Origin of the sequence: Erythrobacter longus (assembly GCF_000715015.1) — a bacterium.
In the GTDB taxonomy this organism is placed as follows: Bacteria; Pseudomonadota; Alphaproteobacteria; order Sphingomonadales; family Sphingomonadaceae; genus Erythrobacter; species Erythrobacter longus.
In genome coordinates this window covers 115611-132189 of the sequence record NZ_JMIW01000001.1, presented here as the reverse complement: position 1 = coordinate 132189, position 16579 = coordinate 115611, and the positions used below count along the sequence as shown (strand labels likewise).

19 protein-coding genes and 1 tRNA gene are annotated in these 16579 nt (G+C 56.8%); 7 read left to right on the top strand and 13 right to left on the bottom strand.

The window, feature by feature from the left end; genetic code table 11:
- Positions 1-145: 145 nt before the first annotated feature.
- Positions 146-730, bottom strand: a complete 585-nt coding sequence (locus EH31_RS16620) for an S-adenosyl-L-homocysteine hydrolase (RefSeq protein ID WP_152553413.1) — start codon at positions 728-730, stop codon at positions 146-148.
- A gap of 214 nt (positions 731-944) precedes the next feature.
- Between EH31_RS16620 and EH31_RS00660 the strand changes: the two genes are divergently transcribed.
- Positions 945-1424, top strand: a complete 480-nt coding sequence (locus EH31_RS00660; protein ID WP_034957493.1) for a peroxiredoxin — start codon at positions 945-947, stop codon at positions 1422-1424.
- A gap of 51 nt (positions 1425-1475) precedes the next feature.
- Here EH31_RS00660 and EH31_RS00655 read toward each other — a convergent pair whose 3' ends face one another.
- From EH31_RS00655 to EH31_RS00640, 4 genes are all read right to left on the bottom strand, one after another.
- Positions 1476-1904 (bottom strand): PaaI family thioesterase, encoded by a 429-nt coding sequence (locus tag EH31_RS00655; protein WP_034957492.1) that lies wholly within the window; start codon positions 1902-1904, stop codon positions 1476-1478.
- Between the two features lie 31 nt (positions 1905-1935).
- Positions 1936-2559, bottom strand: a complete 624-nt coding sequence (gene folE / locus EH31_RS00650) for a GTP cyclohydrolase I FolE (protein ID WP_051698830.1) — start codon at positions 2557-2559, stop codon at positions 1936-1938.
- Between the two features lie 306 nt (positions 2560-2865).
- Positions 2866-2942: transfer RNA gene (locus EH31_RS00645), tRNA-Arg, on the bottom strand.
- Between the two features lie 74 nt (positions 2943-3016).
- The gene (locus EH31_RS00640; RefSeq protein ID WP_034957490.1) at positions 3017-3424 is read right to left on the bottom strand and encodes an NUDIX domain-containing protein; all 408 of its coding nucleotides are present in this window, start codon (positions 3422-3424) and stop codon (positions 3017-3019) included.
- A gap of 97 nt (positions 3425-3521) precedes the next feature.
- On the opposite strand from EH31_RS00640, the gene EH31_RS00635 reads away from it, so the two are divergent.
- Entirely contained in the window at positions 3522-3707 is a 186-nt protein-coding gene (locus EH31_RS00635; RefSeq protein WP_034957488.1) for a Flp family type IVb pilin, read from the top strand.
- A 124-nt stretch (positions 3708-3831) separates the two neighbouring features.
- Positions 3832-4014, top strand: coding sequence for a Flp family type IVb pilin (locus EH31_RS00630; RefSeq protein ID WP_034957487.1), 183 nt, complete (start codon positions 3832-3834; stop codon positions 4012-4014).
- A gap of 99 nt (positions 4015-4113) precedes the next feature.
- On the opposite strand, the gene EH31_RS00625 is transcribed toward EH31_RS00630, so the two are convergent.
- From EH31_RS00625 to EH31_RS00610, 4 genes are all read right to left on the bottom strand, one after another.
- A complete protein-coding gene (locus tag EH31_RS00625; protein WP_034957485.1) occupies positions 4114-5589 on the bottom strand; it encodes a M48 family metalloprotease in 1476 nt (491 codons plus the stop codon).
- Positions 5590-5692: 103 nt separating this feature from the next.
- On the bottom strand, positions 5693-6637 hold the full coding sequence (locus EH31_RS00620) for an acetyl-CoA carboxylase carboxyltransferase subunit alpha (RefSeq protein WP_034957483.1): 945 nt from the start codon (positions 6635-6637) through the stop codon (positions 5693-5695).
- Between the two features lie 10 nt (positions 6638-6647).
- Complete coding sequence (locus EH31_RS00615) at positions 6648-7535, bottom strand: tyrosine recombinase (RefSeq protein ID WP_034957481.1); 888 nt, start codon at positions 7533-7535, stop codon at positions 6648-6650.
- 8 nt (positions 7536-7543) lie between these two features.
- Positions 7544-9433, bottom strand: a complete 1890-nt coding sequence (locus EH31_RS00610) for a hypothetical protein (RefSeq protein WP_034957479.1) — start codon at positions 9431-9433, stop codon at positions 7544-7546.
- Between the two features lie 367 nt (positions 9434-9800).
- Between EH31_RS00610 and EH31_RS00600 the strand changes: the two genes are divergently transcribed.
- From EH31_RS00600 to EH31_RS00585, 4 genes are read left to right on the top strand one after another with little or no spacing between them, the layout of a single operon-like run.
- Positions 9801-10367 (top strand): shikimate kinase, encoded by a 567-nt coding sequence (locus tag EH31_RS00600; protein ID WP_034957475.1) that lies wholly within the window; start codon positions 9801-9803, stop codon positions 10365-10367.
- Positions 10358-11488: a 3-dehydroquinate synthase gene (gene aroB / locus EH31_RS00595; protein WP_081853157.1), complete on the top strand. Its 1131-nt coding sequence runs from the start codon at positions 10358-10360 to the stop codon at positions 11486-11488. The genes EH31_RS00600 and aroB overlap by 10 nt, the downstream gene beginning before the upstream one ends.
- Entirely contained in the window at positions 11485-12255 is a 771-nt protein-coding gene (locus EH31_RS00590) for a cyclase family protein (protein ID WP_034957471.1), read from the top strand. Before aroB ends, EH31_RS00590 begins: the two co-directional genes overlap by 4 nt.
- A gap of 8 nt (positions 12256-12263) precedes the next feature.
- The gene (locus EH31_RS00585) at positions 12264-12809 is read left to right on the top strand and encodes a phosphotransferase-like protein (protein WP_034957468.1); all 546 of its coding nucleotides are present in this window, start codon (positions 12264-12266) and stop codon (positions 12807-12809) included.
- On the opposite strand, the gene EH31_RS00580 is transcribed toward EH31_RS00585, so the two are convergent.
- The 4 genes from EH31_RS00580 to EH31_RS00565 form a co-directional block, all read right to left on the bottom strand.
- Entirely contained in the window at positions 12806-13066 is a 261-nt protein-coding gene (locus EH31_RS00580) for a hypothetical protein (protein ID WP_034957466.1), read from the bottom strand. The genes EH31_RS00585 and EH31_RS00580 overlap by 4 nt on opposite strands.
- 212 nt (positions 13067-13278) lie before the next feature.
- A complete protein-coding gene (locus tag EH31_RS00575; RefSeq protein WP_034957463.1) occupies positions 13279-15315 on the bottom strand; it encodes an acetyl-CoA carboxylase biotin carboxylase subunit in 2037 nt (678 codons plus the stop codon).
- 93 nt (positions 15316-15408) lie between these two features.
- Positions 15409-15819 carry a lysozyme inhibitor LprI family protein gene (locus tag EH31_RS00570; protein WP_034957461.1) on the bottom strand — a complete coding sequence of 137 codons (411 nt, stop codon included), beginning with the start codon at positions 15817-15819 and terminating at the stop codon, positions 15409-15411.
- On the bottom strand, positions 15816-16547 hold the full coding sequence (locus EH31_RS00565) for a heme-dependent oxidative N-demethylase family protein (protein ID WP_241765791.1): 732 nt from the start codon (positions 16545-16547) through the stop codon (positions 15816-15818). Before EH31_RS00565 ends, EH31_RS00570 begins: the two co-directional genes overlap by 4 nt.
- Positions 16548-16579 lie beyond the last annotated feature (32 nt).

Sequence of the window (16579 nt, the reverse complement as noted above, 5' to 3'; positions counted from 1 at the left end):
AGACAAACGCCGATCGACAAGCGCGCGGCGTCTTAAAAGCTAGGCGCGCTGATAGCCGCCCAACCGTCCATGAGCAATCACAATATAAAGTTTCCTTTATATGACCATATGCCCTCACCGCAGTGGCGCACTTGGCGAACGTTATTTAGGGGCGCTGTTCCCAATCAGCGGTCATATTGTAAGCGATCTGCACAGGCTGAGACTGCGCAATTTGGCGGGGCACAGCGGGTTGTTCCAACGGCCGCCGGGCGCTGAGCAAATAGCGTGCTTTGTTTGCAAGGTGGTCAACATCTGGGCTTTGCGACAATTCGCGAGCCGCTTGCTGCAACTGGGCACAGTTAAGCCATGGGTGACCATCGCCATAGGAATTTGCAATCTTAACTCCCATCCGGTCCAAAGCGCGTGCCGGGTTTGTCTCACCATAGCTCGCAGCAAAAGACCGCCTGAGAGTGCGACCCGCAGCATTCAAATGCGCCGATTGAACGGCGGAGAAATTGTTGTAATCGCTTCGAAAATCATGAGGCCCAGAACGGCAGCGCAGAGAGGTCACCATCAGCATGATGTCGAGACTGCGAAGGGAATGGGCCTGGTCGAAACCGGTGGTCGACCCGGCGTTCGCCTGTGCGGGAGCGGTCATCGTTGCTGCGCCAAGCGCAGTGGCCATGACCATGACCACAGCTTTCGCACCGCGCCAGAACCCTCGGTCTATAGATGTAGCGTGCTTGTTCATTGTCTCGATCCTTAAAGGCGTGTGTTCCACCACGTCCCCAAGGGTCGCTGCATCAGTTTACGCGAAATTCAACATCTGCAGTTAAGCGAAATAAACCAAGCATACCCCTCAAAATTCAGACATTGTCGAGCCGCTTATAGCGCCTATATCGGATGAGAAATCTGGACACGCAGCGTGTCTAGGTACGAGTCCTTAGACCGCAAGGGAGACAGTGATGACGATTTCAGTTGGCGACAAAGTTCCAGAAGTGAACATGGTGAAAGCAACCGCCGAAGGGCCGCAACCGGTCAAAGCCTCAGAGTATTTCGCAGGCAAGAAAGTGGCGCTGTTTTCAGTGCCGGGCGCGTTTACACCGACCTGTTCTGCCAAGCACCTCCCCGGCTTTGTAGAGAAAGCCGCCGACCTCAAAGCCAAAGGCGTAGATGAGATTGTCGGCACCGCCGTCAATGATGCCTTTGTCATGGGCGCATGGAATGAGGCAGCCGGGTCCAGCGACATTACCATGCTCGCCGATGGCAATGGCGAATTTGTCGAGGCGGTTGGCCTTACGATGGACGGTTCAGACTTTGGCATGGGCAAGCGCGGTCAGCGTTTCTCGATGGTGATCGAGGACGGCACAGTCACACAGCTGAACGTCGAAGAGCCCGGCGACTTCAAAGTGTCCAGCGCAGAGCATATGCTTGGCCAGATGTAAAAGGCGGGAAAAAGCGAATTGAGAAAGGGCGCCACTATTGAGGCGCCCTTTTTATTGGTCGGGTATCGCGTAGGTCACGGTGGACTGCGCCACCACGGTGCTCTCGTCGTCCTGCCAAAGCCGCACATCAACCGTCGCCAATCGGCGGCCAAGCTTGATCAACTGCGCATCGGCATAAAAGTCGCGGGCCTCAACGCCTCGCAGGAAACTCATATTGAGGTTGCTGGTCACTGCCATCGGAACGATCCCGATATGCGCAAGGATCACCGCATAGGCCGCGCGGTCAGCGACCGCCATTTGTGTAGGGCCGGATATAATGCCGCCCGGACGCAGCATCGCGTGCTTGGCTGAATTACGCAGCCGCAGAAAGCCGGATTTGATCTCAACAAAATCGTGAGCAGACCGGTCTTGGCCGGGGAAAGCTTCGCAGAAAAAGTCGACGAGTTCGTCAGCTGTCAGGAGGGGTTGGAGCTTTGTCATCCCCGCCCTCTAGCGATAAATTTGCGTAAGCTCAAAAGCCCATGAGGCTGAGCACTTCCTTGCGGCTTGCTGCATCTTCGAGGAAACAGCCCATCATGCGGCTGGTGAGCATCTCAACCTCGTGCACTTTAACGCCGCGTCCGGTCATACAACCATGCTCGGCCTCAATAACAACCGCAACACCGCGCGGCTCAAGGTTGTTCCAGATACAGTCGGCAACCTCTGCGGTCAGGCGCTCTTGCACCTGAAGGCGGTTAGCATAGCCATGCAGCACGCGGGCAAGCTTGGAGATGCCTACGACTTTCTTGGCCGGAAGATAGGCAATGTGAGCCTTTCCGGTGATCGGGGCCATGTGGTGTTCGCAGTGCGACTGAAAGGGAATGCCTTTGAGCAGCACAATCTCTTCATAACCGCCCACCTCTTCAAAGATGCGCGCCAGATGGATCGCAGGATCTTCCTGATTGCCTCGGCAATACTCGAGCCACGCGCGGCCCACCCGCTTGGGTGTGTCGATTAAACCTTCGCGGTCGGGATCATCACCCGCCCAACGCAAAAGCGTGCGGATTGCATCTTGCACATCGTCGGGAACATCAGGTTTGTTCAACGGATTATCCGGGTCAAATTCGCCATGGCTGTGGCTACACATATTGTTCATCGCATTACCTTTCTGTTGCCGCAAGCCGGCATATTCATGGCAAGCACAGGGACCCGGTGATGGTCCGTCATACTTCCTTTCGAGATCCCAAGGGTAAAAATCGCTGTATGCTCAAATAGTTCCGTGCAAAATTTGCATCTGAACAAGCATCAGTTTCAATCGCAGCCGAAATAGGCTGCCCCCTCACAAAATATAGAGAGCAATCGTCAGATTGCACGTCCTTCCTGAACAGCGCGGCATTTGCGTTCATTGTTCCGAGAGGTCCGAAACCAAAAAAGCCCACCCTCTTTCGAGGATGGGCTTTCTTGGCGCGCCAGGAAGGATTCGAACCTCCGGCCGCCTGATTCGTAGTCAGGTACTCTATCCAGCTGAGCTACTGGCGCGCATTGAGGTGCGGCACATAAGAGGGTGTGAGCAGATTGGCAATCCCTAGTTCGTGCAATTTGTCACTCAAATCTCATTTTTCGAACAAATGGGCCGCCAATTGCTCATCAAGCGGCGGTTTTTTCAATTTCATTGCCTCTTGCGCGCTGAACCAACCGACCTCCCCGCCTTCCAAAGCTTGCGGCAAACCCACCCAATTGGTGATTTTGTAAAGCAATATGACAATCGGCCGATTCCCCGATTTGCGGTGATCCTCGGCAAAGCAAACAGGCGTGCAATCGGGCGCTTTAAGAATGATACCGAGTTCCTCGTGCAATTCACGTACAAGGGATTCTACGGGAATTTCAGTCTCTTCGACCTTGCCCCCAGGAAATTCCCATAGTCCGCCGTGAGCTTTGTTTAAGGGCCTGCGGTGCATAAGCCACCGCGCATCAGGACCAGCCAAAGCGCCAGCGACAACCCAGAGCGGAGCGTCAGTCATGTCGGATTTTTTTCCATCTTTGGCCCTGTCCTTAGTCTTTTCTTAACGGGTTCCGGCGATTTTCTAACTCGTCAGGAACGTATTTACGGGTGACTTCATGAATTTGACGAACTTCCTTAAGCACATTGGGAACGACAATTCTGGCGCCACAGCTGTTGAGTACGGTCTGATTGTGAGCTTGATCGTGATTGCCATGATCGGTGCGTTGCAAAGCGTTGCAGCTGTTTCCGATCAAACATGGACCCTCGTTCAAGATCGCTCAGTGGAGGCGATGAACAACTAGTAACGTTTTAGAAAGGTTCCGAATTAGGAATTTCTCAATTGCTTACCGTCTAATCCACGAATCGTCCAATTGGCCACAGGGCAGGCGGACACGGGTACCGAAGACCAAAACCAGGAGACTACAAATGACTTTCATCAACAAACTCGCACGTGACGAAGCTGGCGCAACTGCAATTGAGTACGGCCTTATCGCTGCTCTTATCGCTGTTGCTGCAATCACCGCTATGGGTGCACTTGGTGGCACGCTCACCAACACCTTCAACAAGGTACAAGGCGACATGCAGGCGCCAATCACTGCAGCTGGCTAAGTCTAAGCGACTTAATCAAAAAGCGAAGCGGCGGGGTCCATCCCCGCCGCTTTTCTTTTGCCTGCAATAAATTGACACTTCAAAAGCGCGGGCGCGCTCTCACCGGGCGCGAACGACCAATTTCACTTTTTGCCCGGCCTGCAAGACATCTCTTTGCCCAAGGCCATTGAGGACGCGGAAGCGCTCCTCTTGTCCACTTTCATAAGCCATTCTGCGGGCAAGGCCCGAAATCGTGTCCCCGCGCTGCACTGTCACGACATCAAGACGGCGCGGTACAACCTGCCCGGCCTCTGATGCCGTGATGCGCCGCATGGACTGGAACATGGATGCGAAGGGGTTTGCGCTCCCCGCAGGGGTAATGGTCGCAAAGTGATAGGCCCGGTCGCGGGCAAACTCATACGCGAAGACCGTCACATCCACTTGGGAATTGCCGTTATTTACGCGCGCCTGTCCGTAAACGGCGGGTAGACCGTTGACCGTAGTGCGCTCCAAAGTTTGCGGCGCAAGAGCGTTGTTCTCTCCCCCCAAAGCCGTGAATTGCTGTCTCACATAGGATGCAAGATCACCGGAATAGCTCGCAAGGGTAAGCTGCCCCTGCCCGCCTTGCCCATTGATGCTCACCGCACGCGTTGAGTTGACCATGTAAAACCCTTGGGGCGCTGTAAAACTCAGGCGCAGCTCGGGATGGATAAACTGGCTACCCTCAATAACGCCTTGCGCGGGGTCATCCCCGTAAATGAGCCCATCGATTCGCGAGAGGAATGTGTCGCGATTCGTGACAGTGCCCGGAAGGCCCTGAGACGCAGTGAGCGCGCGCTGTACCCGGCTTGCGGGCTCCGGGTGGGTCGATGCCCATTCCGGCACGCTCGCATTGCGGCCTTGCAGCCTTGCATCCAAGGAATTTTGCGCAGCCAGGCTTGCCAAAACGGTGCCCATCGCTCGTGGATCGTATCCGGCATTGGTCAGGTATTGGATGCCCAGATCATCGGCCTGCGTTTCCTGAGAGCGTGAAAAGCTTAGGGTAAGCAGCTGTGACCCTTGCAAAAACCCACGAGAGACCGTGTTCCCGATAGAGCTATCACCCAGCAGTACGCCCGATAGAACGGCGCCCAGGACGCCGCCGATCTGGTTACGCTGCGCGCGTTGTTGGCGCCTTTGCGAATGGCGCGCCGCGACGTGGCCGACTTCATGCCCCATGACCGCTGCCAATTCCGCTTCGTTATTCATGAGCGTTACGAGCTGGCGTGTGGTGTAGATATACCCACCCGGTACTGCAAAAGCGTTGTTTACAGGTGAATTGAGCAGGCTGACGGTGAAGCTTTCGCGCGCATTACCAAGGCCAGATTGCACCGCAATATTCTTACCAACCGATTCGACATATTGCGCCTGTGAACCGGTCATCGCGCCACCAAACTGGTTGAGCAATTGCGGGTGATATTCAGCGCCCTGCTGCGCTTCTGTAGTGGTGATCGGTGTGGAAGCAGATGGGATTTCGCCCCCGCCCATACACCCGGTTAAGGCAAGCGCGAGTGTCGCTGTCCCTGCCATCCCAATTTTGCGCCCGAATTTGGCCATTGTATATCTCCCGCCTTCGAAAAACCCCTTGGGATTAATGTTAACGGGAAATACACCTTGCGAGCAAGCCCTGCTCGTTCAGATTGCTTGTCTTATGAGGCTATTAACCGCCTAGGTCGAGGAACCGCTTTTCACGAAGCGCGATAATTTCTGTGCTGTCCATACCGCCCAATTTATCAAGCTCTTCGCCGATAACCTTACCAAGGTTTATCGCTGTCCCTTGCGGATCACGATGCGCGCCGCCAACCGGTTCTTTGACGATACGGTCGATCACGCCGAGACGTTTAAGGTGCTGCGCTGTGACTTTCATTGCTTGCGCCGCATCCGCTGCCTTTTCAGACGTGCGCCACAGAATCGATGCACAGCCTTCTGGCGAAATGACCGAATATACCGCGTGTTCAAGCATCAGGACACGTTCAGCGCTCGCAAGCGCAACCGCCCCGCCAGAACCGCCCTCGCCCACGATCACAGAGACCATCGGAGTGGGCAGCGCAAGGCATGCTTCTGTTGAACGCGCGATCGCTTCCGCCTGCCCGCGCTCTTCGGCCTCAATTCCCGGAAATGCGCCTGAGGTATCGACCAGTGTGACAACCGGAAGGCCAAAACGACCCGCAAGCTCCATCAAGCGGATAGCTTTGCGGTATCCTTCGGGTTTGCCCATGCCAAAATTGTGCTTGATACGGGTCTGGGTATCGTGGCCTTTTTCGTGCCCGATGACCACAACGCGCCTGCCATCAAGCTTTGCAAAACCGCCCATGATCGCTTCGTCATCGCCAAAATTGCGATCACCGCCCAAAGGCATGAAGTCAGTGAAAGCGTGGGCGATATAGTCGCGAAAATGGGGACGCTGCGGATGGCGCGCGACTTGCGTTTTTTGCCACGGGGTAAGCGAGGCATAGGTTGATGCAAGCAGCTCACCGCTTTTGACTTCAAGCCGCTCAATCTCTGATGCCACATCAACGCCGTCATCGCTTTCCAGCGAGCGCATCTCTTTGATACGCTGTTCCAAGCTTGCGACGGGTTTTTCAAATTCGAGATAAGAAATCATGGGTTTTGCGCTAGTGCTTCACGCGCTTCTCGGCAAGAGGGTGGCGCGAGTTTACCAACTCAACAAGCCGTGCCGCATCAACGTGGGTGTATATCTGGGTTGTCGCGATGTCGGCATGGCCCAAAAGCGTCTGCAGAACGCGCAGGTCCGCGCCCCCTTCCAACAAGTGGGTTGCAAAGGCGTGGCGAAGGACGTGCGGAGAAATCCCTTTTGGGTCGAGGTCTGCGCGCGTCGCAAGCTCCTTCAATAGCTGGAAGAGCCGCACGCGGCTAAGCGGTTTGCCGCCGCGTGACGGGAATAAGAACCGCGATACGGGCACTTTTGGCCGTACTTCCAACCACGCCGAAATCGCCTCTTTTGCTCTCTCACTCACCGGGACCATGCGCGCCTGGCCGCCTTTGCCCATGACGGTGAGCAAAGGCGCATCGCGCGGCACCGCGCTTAAAGGAAGGCTTACCAATTCGGTCGCCCGAAGTCCGGAGCCATAGAGCAATTCGAGCAATGCCAAGTCGCGAATTGCTGCGGGCCTTCCGCTTTCTGCCTCCATTTCGGCACGTTTGAAAAGCACATCGACCGCTTCGTGGCCCAGCACTTTGGGAAGGGGGCGGCGCGTGCGTGGCCGGGGGAGAGCGCCTGAGGGATCATCCTCGCGCCAGCCCTCTTCAATCGCAAAACCAAAAAACTGCCTCAGCGCCGACGTCTTTCGTGCAATTGTCGAAGGGGCAAGGTCGCTCCAAGCGCTGGCAAGCTTCGCAACTGAGGTACGCGGCGCTTTGGCAAGGTCGCCCAATAGCTCCTCGGCCCCATCCAGATCGCGGGTGTAAGCGGCAAGAGTGTTCGCCGAAGCGCCCCGCTCTGCTGCCAGCATATCGAGAAAATCCCGTGTCGCAGACGACATGGGCAAGCTTACCCGCGCGCGACCGCCTCTGCGGCGATCATTCGAGCTTCTGCATTCAGGCCCACTTGGTTCAAGGCCGACACGAGATGATAAAGATGCACAGGGGTCATCTGGCTCCAGCTTTCCCCTTGCATGCCCAGCCCCGCCAAAAACGCGACCATGGCCTTGTTGTTCACCTGCGCCGCGCGGTCGATCATCCGGGTCCAGCGGGTTTGACGTGCGAAATCCACACCAATTTGGGCGCCGTAACCGTTGACATCCCCGCCCGGCAAACGGCCAAGACCACCTAGGCCAGCGATGAGAAACGCTGATTTGCGCGCCTCTTGGCTGTCGTCATTGCTAAGAAAGTCATCCACGCCCGCAATACTAGCACTGCCAGCATTGGGGTTAGACAGCGCCAGCAGGCCCCAACTCAAAGAACCCTCTTCAACAAAAGGCTCCCAGGCCATGGCATCGCGGTCCAATCCTGCGGTGAGCATGGAGCCGATCAACTGCGGCGCATCGCCAAGGTTTTCAGCAGCAGGCGGAACGCGGGCGGCAGCATAAGCGGTCAGAATTTGGCCAGCAAAGCCGGTCGCTCCTGTGTCCCATAGCCCGCGCATTGCCGCTATTCGAGCCGCCGGATCAGGCGTCACATAGGCATCTCTCAAACGCGCAGCACGCTGCGCCGCATCGCCGCCAAGGCCTTCGTTATTGTAAAGCTCGCTGTAGAGCCCCACCAACGCTTTTGCCGAAAACACACCGCGCGTCGCGGCAAATTCAGCGTAAGGTATGCGTTCATTTATTGGAACGGCCGTCGATCCTGCGCCTGCAAGCATGTAATAGGAGCCCGACGGGCTTTCCAATGCGGCATCAAGGAGCGGTGCCGGGATGGTTTCACCAAGAGCTTTTGCGAGGCTGAAACGCCATGGGGTGATCCCTTCGACGCCTTCCCAGCTAACAGTGGTCCCTCCGCGCCCTCGACCAGCAGCCCCGGCAAATCGCTGAGCCAGCAAAAGATCGATTTCCGGCGCGATTTCTTCGTTTTGTGCTGTGTTCAGCTGGCGCGATGCCAGCGCGCCCTCACCGGCATATGCGTTGCAAATCGCCGAAAGCATGACCCACTGCGGATTATCCGAGCGTGAGCCACCCAGCCTTATCGCAGGGCACGTGCCCACAATGTCACTTGCCCCAATGTATGCGGTGATCGCCTGACTGGTCAGATCATCGTTCCAATTGCCCGCATCAATGTCTTGCACCAAGGCGCGGGCAATGGTGAATTCGCCCATCGAATTGAGCACCCCGGCCCTCAGCGCTGCAAACTCAACCGGGTTCATCCCGTTCGGCGTTTCGAGGCGGCTCGCAAGCGCGCGGCGCATCATGATATGCCCCCAACGCGAAACCAGCGGCCCTTTCGTGCCTTTCAAGATTGCGCGCACCAATCGTTCAGGCTGATTGGCCAGAGACTTTGTTGCAAGCCCGCCTTCAGAGGGTGCCAAGACCCCCACCCTCGCCAATGACCGGCGTGCAGCGGGAGGAATGTCATACTGCGGCTTTAGCCCAAGAAGATCGTCCAGCTCATCGGTTGAAAGCTCTTCCAATTCCGCAAGGCTGGGCAGACCGGAACGTTCAGAATCGGAAAGCTGAGGTACATTGGGAATACTGCCGGGAACAGACCCTGCGTTGGGCGCGGTTGGCGATGATTGCGCGCCGCGAGGCGCGGCACCTGAATTAGAAGGGGGTGCAACAGGGGGCGCGGATGTTGATTGGGGCGCGGGCGTTGGTGCGGGCGCTGGATCATCAAATCCGGGCGGAAGGAGCGATTCGGGTGCATCCTGCGCGGTTGCAAGCCCGCTCGCCAAGGCTCCGCCCAATGCCCCTGCAATCGCAATCGCTGCAACCCCAGTTTTCCAATTCATGGTTTGCCAATTCTTCAAGATTGGTTCCCTGACATAGCCGCGACCGAAACCGATTGCACAATCGGATGGAGGGGCTCTTCGCCGCCGTCGATATAAGCTAGAGCCAGAATCACAAACAGCGCTCCCACTGCGTAAAATGCGATGCGCGCCTTCGATTTCCCCCGCTCAGCCGAAAGGGAAGTGCGAGGTTTGCCAGAGGGCGTTCCTGCGGGTGATTTGGGGCGTGTATCGGATTGCACTCTATTCTTCACTGATATGCCTGACATATTGCGCAGCGCTTACCCCAAGTCTAGGCCCACATGAAACACGAAAAATCGAAACTTCGATACAACGTCAAAGTTATGTGGCCAAGAAATGCGGACAAGTGATGAGTGAGCACCTTGCAATGGACGGGAGCGAAATTGCCCGAATAGCGGCGCGCATCGACCGGCCCGTTGTCCTGGTTGGCCTCATGGGTGTGGGCAAGTCGACCGTCGGGCGAAGGCTCGCCGAAATGCTGGGGAGCGATTTCGTCGACGCGGATGACGCGATAGAAGATGCAGCACAGCGCTCAATCGCAGAGATTTTCGAAGAGTTTGGAGAGGCTTACTTTCGCGACGGCGAACGCCGGGTGATCGCCCGCTTGATCGAAGAAGGTGGCGGAGTGATCGCAACCGGTGGCGGAGCCTTTGTCGATCCTGAAACCCGCTCGCTAATCCTTGAAAGAGCGATCGCGGTGTGGATCGATACCGACATTGACATTCTGGTTGAGCGCACATCGCGGCGCAACACCCGGCCGCTTTTGCGAAACGGCAATCCAAAAGAAATTCTGACGCGCCTCTATAATGAGCGCGAACCCTTTTATTCTCAGGCACAAATCCGGGTTGAAAGCAAAAACGCGCCCCACGCGGAAACGGCCAAAGCGATCCTTGAGGCAATTGATAAATGGCTATGACCTTGGCTGAAACCATCAGAGTGGAACTTGGCGGACGATCTTACGACGTGATCGTCGGTGCGGGCCTGCTCGACCAGATTGCCGATCTCGCAGGGCCGTTTCTTAAATCTTATGCCACGCGCCCGGTGCCTATCGTGGCCGACGTCAATGCAAGGGACCACCACGGCCCGCGCATCGAAGCATCCCTTGCGAAAGCAGGGTTCGAGGCGGTCTGGTACGATGTGCCCTCTGGCGAAGCGTCCAAAAGCTGGTCGGGGTTAGAGAAGCTGACGGATTGGCTCCTTTCCCTTGGGGTGACACGATCAGATCACGTCTTTGCCCTTGGTGGCGGGGTTGTGGGCGATCTGGTCGGTTTTGCCTGCGCCATCCTCAAACGTGGATGCGGCTTTGTGCAATTGCCGACCACATTGCTGAGCCAGGTCGACAGCTCGGTGGGCGGAAAGACCGCTATCAACACTGCTGCTGGCAAGAATATGATCGGCGCATTTCATCAGCCTTCCCTTGTGCTGGCCGATATGGACACGCTCACCACCCTGCCAGACAGGGAGATGCGCGCGGGATATGCCGAGGTTATCAAATATGGGCTTTTGGGCGACCGGGAATTCTTCGACTGGTTAGAGGCAAACGGTGCGCAAGTTTTGACGCGCGCCCACAAACCGCTTCAACACGCCATCGCCACCAGCATCCGCGCCAAGGCCCGCATCGTCTCAGAAGATGAGCGTGAAACATCGGGCGCGCGGGCATTGCTCAATCTTGGGCATACATTTGGCCATGCTTTGGAGGCTGAAACCGGGTTCTCGGACCGCTTGCTGCATGGTGAGGCAGTTGCCCTTGGCATGGTTTTAGCCGCGCGTTTTTCGGCACGGCGCGGGGAAATATCCCGCGATGACGCGGCACGCGCGGCACAGGCGATTGGGACAACTGGCCTGCCATCCCAGATCAACCAGCTTGGCCTTACCTGTGATGGCGCGCGGCTTGTCGATCATATGCGCCACGACAAGAAGATGGAGGGGACAGGCACCCTGCCCTTCCTTCTTTTGAAGGGCCTTGGCGAGGCATACATGGCGCGCGATGTTGCGCTTGATGATGTCGCCGAGTTTCTGGACGAGGAGCTGGCATGACCCGCTTTGTCGACCTCTCCATCCCGATCACCAATGATGTGATCTCTGATCCTGAAGTCATGCGCCCCAAGGTCACTTACATGACCCACGAAGACACTTGGGAGCAGATCGCTATGTTTTTCCCCGGTCTTCAGAAAGAAGACCTCCCCGATGGCGAAGGTTGGGCGGTGGAAATGCTGGAACTCTCCACCCACAACGGCACCCATATGGATGCACCATGGCATTACCATTCTACCACTGATGCGGGCGCAGCACCTGCACCCAGCATTGATGAAGCACCGCTAGACCGGTTCCTTCGCCCCGGCGTGAAGCTTGATTTCACCCACCTGCCGAACGGCCATTTGGTGAGCGCTGCCGAGCTTGACGAGGCTTTTGCCAGGATCGATTATGATCTCCAACCGCTTGATATCGTTTTGATCCAATCGGGCGCGGTATACGGCACGGACAATTTTACCGATCAAGGCGTGGGACTTGGTGCAGAGGCGACTTTGTGGCTAACCGAGCGCGGCGTTGAGGTCGTGGGCACCGATGCATGGAGCTGGGACGCACCGTTCAGCCACACCGCAAAGCGCTGGGCCGAGACCCGCGACCCCAAGATCATCTGGGAAGGTCACAAGGCAGGCCGTATCCGCCCCTATTACCAAATAGAAAAGCTGACCAATCTCGAAAGCCTACCCGCCCGTGGCTTCACTTTCAGCTGTTTCCCGGTGAAGATTGAACGCGCCAGTGCTGGATGGATCCGTGCCGTGGCGATTATCGAGGAGTAGGGGACGCTATGAACGGGCAGGTCATCATCCTCAATGGAGTGAGCAGCGCCGGGAAAACCACGCTTGCCAAAGCGATCCAGAAATACGCAACCGACATTTGGCTGCATATTGCAATGGACACCTTTGTCGCGATGCTGCCCGATGGCAGCGAGTTTGATCGTGATTGGTTTCCGATCACTCAAGTGAACCATCAAGGCGAAGAGCTGCCACGCATCGGCAACGGCCCGAGCGGAGAGGGTCTGCTGACGCAGATGCGCCAGTTGGTTGAACAAATGTCAGAAGCCGGCTTCAACGTAATCGTGGACGAGGTGGCAGAAAAACCCGTAATCGACGATTACCGCAATCGACTGGGCCCATCGTGCCTGGTGGCGAAAGTCGATGCCCCCTTGCCCGAACTTGAACGGCGCGAGCGTGAGCGCGGCGACAGGTTACCTGGTCTGGCGCGCGAACAATCGTCACGCCTCCACAAGGGCATTGAATACGATCTGGAATTGGACACCCATACTCAAACGCCCGACGCCTTGGCGCGCAGGGTGCTGGCAGGTATTTCCTAGCTCGCAGTGCGCGGGAGCTGCGTCACTTTGCCAGACGTGTCCAAGAGCGCTTCATTCTCCATCATCGCATCGTGCTCTGCGAAAAGCCGTTCAATCTCTGTCCGCTTTTCAAGGAGCGTTATCGCAATCCCCGGCGCCAGACTCTCGCCATCGCCAATCTGTCCGAGTACGCCAGCCAAATCGCTGGCAGTCGCCTCACGGGCAGTTTTGAAGAAATGACCCTTTCGGTCGAAATATCCTGTCCCTTTTTTCGCCACGACTTGATCCCCTCAGATTGCATATCAAAAAACAGTATCCGATTCGGATACGTAATAATCCTACAATCAGCAGGGCAGCGCCAGAACATCTGTGCAAAAGCGCACCAATTGGTCTAATTTGAAACAGTCAGAGCGCAAAGATTACCGCAACCACTTATGAAATTTCAGCCCAGAACAAGGGATGAAGACTGCGGTTCAATCCAACTAGAGCCTTATTCTAGCTCAAGAATGACTGCATCTACGGCCAGACTCTCACCCTCTTCGGCATTGATCTTGGCGATCACGGCCTCTTTTTCTGCGCGAAGAATATTTTCCATTTTCATGGCTTCGACAGTCGCAAGGGGTTGCCCGGGTTGAACCGTTTCGCCTTCGGCCACGTGCAGTTTCACCAGCATACCAGGCATTGGACAGATCAGCATTTTGGAAAGATCAGGCGGCTCTTTCTCGATCATATGCCCTTCATGGGCCGTCAGGCGGGCTGGCAATACCAACGCCTGATGCGACGCGCCGCGTGTGGTAATGCGCCACCGCACGCCCTCGCGTTCGACCTGGACAACAATGGTGTTGTCGCCGGTGACATTCGCGAAGGTTTGACCCACGCGCCAGTCCCATGTGCCGTTGAGGCGATGCCCATCGACGGTTGCCCCGCCTTCTTCGAGCATCACATCAAAGCTTTTGCTGCCGATTTTGACCATCCAATTGGATGGCGGATTGCCGCCACCATTTAGCTGGCCTGAGATCTTGCCTGCGCGAACCTGAGTGTCGAACTCGGCCCCTGCGAACAATGCGGCCAGCTGGCGAAGATGCGCCTCGCTTGCAGGCGCGCCTTCGAAACCCTCGGGATATTCTTCCGCGATAAAGCCTGTGGTGAGCTCGCCTGAACGGAACCGTTCGTGCTGCATGATCGCTGAGAGAAAATCGACGTTGTGACCAAGCCCTTTGATGCGAAAGCTGTCCAGTGCCTCGATCTGGAGGTCTGCCGCTTCTTCACGCGTTGGCGCCCATGTAATGAGCTTTGCGATCATCGGGTCGTAGAACATCGAAACCTCGCCGCCCTCAAAGACGCCGTCATCCACGCGCACGCTGCCGTTCCCTCGCGCCACACCGCGGCGTGGCTTGCCAGCGACCTCGCCGTCATCGCTCCACCCTTCGACCGAGGGTGAGTATTCGATCAAGCGGCCCGTCGAAGGCAGAAAACCGCGATAGGGGTCTTCGGCATAGACGCGGTTTTCAATTGACCAGCCATCAATGCCAATGTCGTCCTGCGTGAGTTCCAATTTCTCGCCCGCAGCAACCCGGATCATCTGTTCAACCAGATCAACGCCGGTAATCGCCTCGGTCACAGGGTGCTCAACCTGAAGGCGGGTGTTCATTTCGAGGAAGTAGAAACTCTCCCCCGTCTTGTCCGCGCCGGAAACAATCAGTTCGACCGTACCCGCAGAATGATAATCCACCGCCTGGGCCAGAGCGACGCATTGCTCACCCATGGCTTTACGCATTTTCTCGGTCACAAAAGGCGACGGCGCCTCTTCGACAACCTTCTGGTGGCGGCGTTGGATCGAACATTCCCGCTCGTTCAGATAGAGCGTATTGCCGTGCTTATCGCCGAGGATCTGGATTTCGATGTGACGCGGGTTCTCAATGAATTTTCCAATGAAAACACGGTCATCGCCAAAGGAGTTGAGACCCTCGCGCTTGGTCGCTTCAAAGCCTTCGCGCACGTCTTTTTCAGACCACGCAAGCCGCATCCCCTTGCCCCCGCCGCCGGCAGAAGCCTTCATCATCACGGGATAGCCGATGTCATCGGAAATCTCGACCGCGTGATCGGTGTCGCGAATTTCGCCAACAAAGCCGGGGACGACATTGACGCCAGCGGCTTTGGCGAGCTTCTTGGACTCGATCTTGTCGCCCATCGCCGCAATCGCACCTGCTGGCGGGCCGATGAAGGCGATGTTCTCGGCTTCAAGAGCTTCGACAAAACTCGCCCGCTCTGACAGGAAGCCATAACCGGGATGAACCGCCTCAGCACCGGTTTCCTTGCACGCAGCGATAATCTTTTCCGGGATCAGATAGCTTTCAGCCGCAGGCGATGCACCAATGTGCACTGCCTCATCGGCCATGCGCACAAATGGCGCGTTGCGGTCCGCGTCGGAATAGACCGCAACCGTCGCAATCCCCATCCGCTTCGCTGTCTGAAAAACACGGCAAGCGATTTCACCGCGATTGGCCACCAAAATCTTAGAAAACATTGTCTCTCCGTGTGGGAAAACGTGTTGCGCATACGCCTATGGCTGGTTGGTTGGCCCCTTGCAACCTATCGAGTTTGATCTCAGATTTCCCGACTAATAAGTCTCGGCCAGTTCTCGCAATTCCTTTGTGCGCGCCTCTGTGAGTACCGTCTTGCAAGTCGAAACCAACAAGGGTTCAAGGCTACCGCCGCGCGCGCGATATCCATCCAATCTGCAATGCTCATCGCGGTATTTGAGCCAGGCACGCTGTGCACTAAGCAAGATTTCAAAATAGCTGCGTAAGTCGGCTTCAGGCGGGCCGGGATGGTCGGCATAACTCTTGTCCAGCTCTTTCATCTTCGCGCGGGCAAGCGCCCAAGCCGCATTCATCTCCTGATCGGCAATAAAAAAGTCGTTGGCAGCGCAGATATTCATCTCTTGCTGAATACCCTGATCAGCCTTTTCCTTATCGCACGAAGGCAAGCCCTCGGGCTGCATTGCGACTAAAAGCAGGCTCCATATCATTCAGCATTCCTCTTACGGGCAAATTGGATCAGGCTTTCAGCATACGCAGGAGCGCCGCGCCGGTCACCTTCTCCTTTGAGCAAGTCACTCGCTGCAAGCGCAAGCATGGCGGTATTGCCCCCACTCAAGGCAGCCAGCGGTTCGACATAGATGCCAATCGTGAAGAGGATCGCGCCCGTTTCAGGCAGTCGCCTCAAGGTTTGACGTTCCGACCGAACGAACAGGGTTTCGCCAGCATTTTCATCGGTCACATGGGCAAATGCTTCTAGCGCCGGGCGAGTTTCCAGCCATCGCCGCTCTCCGGTGGCAGCGATAAACCAATTGCATCGCCCGAAGATCGCGCCCGGTTTGAGCGTTTCCATAAACCGATCGACACCGCTTGCCAGATGCTCCTCATAACCCGCAATCGGTGCATGAAGCGCGCGTAGCGGAAGGCCGATCTTGTCCTTGGGGTGCCAATCAGAGGGCCATGCGACCGCCGCTCCAATCAGGCGATATTGGTCATCGCCGGGCGCCTTTGTCAGCAGGCACATGTCTTCGTGCGCGGCCAAGGCGGCCTCGGGCAGCGCGCCTTGCACACCAAGCATCGCCGCCAATTCGCGGCCAGGTGCCTCCGCCTCGCGCGTAAGCTCAACACCCTCTGGCCAGTCCGCAAAACCGCGCCTACGAGCGGCAAGATCAGGCTGCGGCTGAAGCCACTCAGCCTCGGTCAGCCGCGCCAGCCCCATGCGCAGTCGCCCACCCCCGCGCGCCTTGGGGA

Coding starts and splice junctions, on each gene's coding strand:
- EH31_RS16620 (WP_152553413.1), bottom strand. CDS start 730: ATGAACAAGCACGCTACATCTATAGACCGAGGGTTCTGGCGCGGTGCG.
- EH31_RS00660 (WP_034957493.1), top strand. CDS start 945: ATGACGATTTCAGTTGGCGACAAAGTTCCAGAAGTGAACATGGTGAAA.
- EH31_RS00655 (WP_034957492.1), bottom strand. CDS start 1,904: ATGACAAAGCTCCAACCCCTCCTGACAGCTGACGAACTCGTCGACTTT.
- folE (WP_051698830.1), bottom strand. CDS start 2,559: ATGAACAATATGTGTAGCCACAGCCATGGCGAATTTGACCCGGATAAT.
- EH31_RS00640 (WP_034957490.1), bottom strand. CDS start 3,424: ATGACTGACGCTCCGCTCTGGGTTGTCGCTGGCGCTTTGGCTGGTCCT.
- EH31_RS00635 (WP_034957488.1), top strand. CDS start 3,522: ATGAATTTGACGAACTTCCTTAAGCACATTGGGAACGACAATTCTGGC.
- EH31_RS00630 (WP_034957487.1), top strand. CDS start 3,832: ATGACTTTCATCAACAAACTCGCACGTGACGAAGCTGGCGCAACTGCA.
- EH31_RS00625 (WP_034957485.1), bottom strand. CDS start 5,589: ATGGCCAAATTCGGGCGCAAAATTGGGATGGCAGGGACAGCGACACTC.
- EH31_RS00620 (WP_034957483.1), bottom strand. CDS start 6,637: ATGATTTCTTATCTCGAATTTGAAAAACCCGTCGCAAGCTTGGAACAG.
- EH31_RS00615 (WP_034957481.1), bottom strand. CDS start 7,535: ATGTCGTCTGCGACACGGGATTTTCTCGATATGCTGGCAGCAGAGCGG.
- EH31_RS00610 (WP_034957479.1), bottom strand. CDS start 9,433: ATGAATTGGAAAACTGGGGTTGCAGCGATTGCGATTGCAGGGGCATTG.
- EH31_RS00600 (WP_034957475.1), top strand. CDS start 9,801: ATGAGTGAGCACCTTGCAATGGACGGGAGCGAAATTGCCCGAATAGCG.
- aroB (WP_081853157.1), top strand. CDS start 10,358: ATGGCTATGACCTTGGCTGAAACCATCAGAGTGGAACTTGGCGGACGA.
- EH31_RS00590 (WP_034957471.1), top strand. CDS start 11,485: ATGACCCGCTTTGTCGACCTCTCCATCCCGATCACCAATGATGTGATC.
- EH31_RS00585 (WP_034957468.1), top strand. CDS start 12,264: ATGAACGGGCAGGTCATCATCCTCAATGGAGTGAGCAGCGCCGGGAAA.
- EH31_RS00575 (WP_034957463.1), bottom strand. CDS start 15,315: ATGTTTTCTAAGATTTTGGTGGCCAATCGCGGTGAAATCGCTTGCCGT.
- EH31_RS00570 (WP_034957461.1), bottom strand. CDS start 15,819: ATGATATGGAGCCTGCTTTTAGTCGCAATGCAGCCCGAGGGCTTGCCT.
- EH31_RS00565 (WP_241765791.1), bottom strand. CDS start 16,547: ATGGGGCTGGCGCGGCTGACCGAGGCTGAGTGGCTTCAGCCGCAGCCT.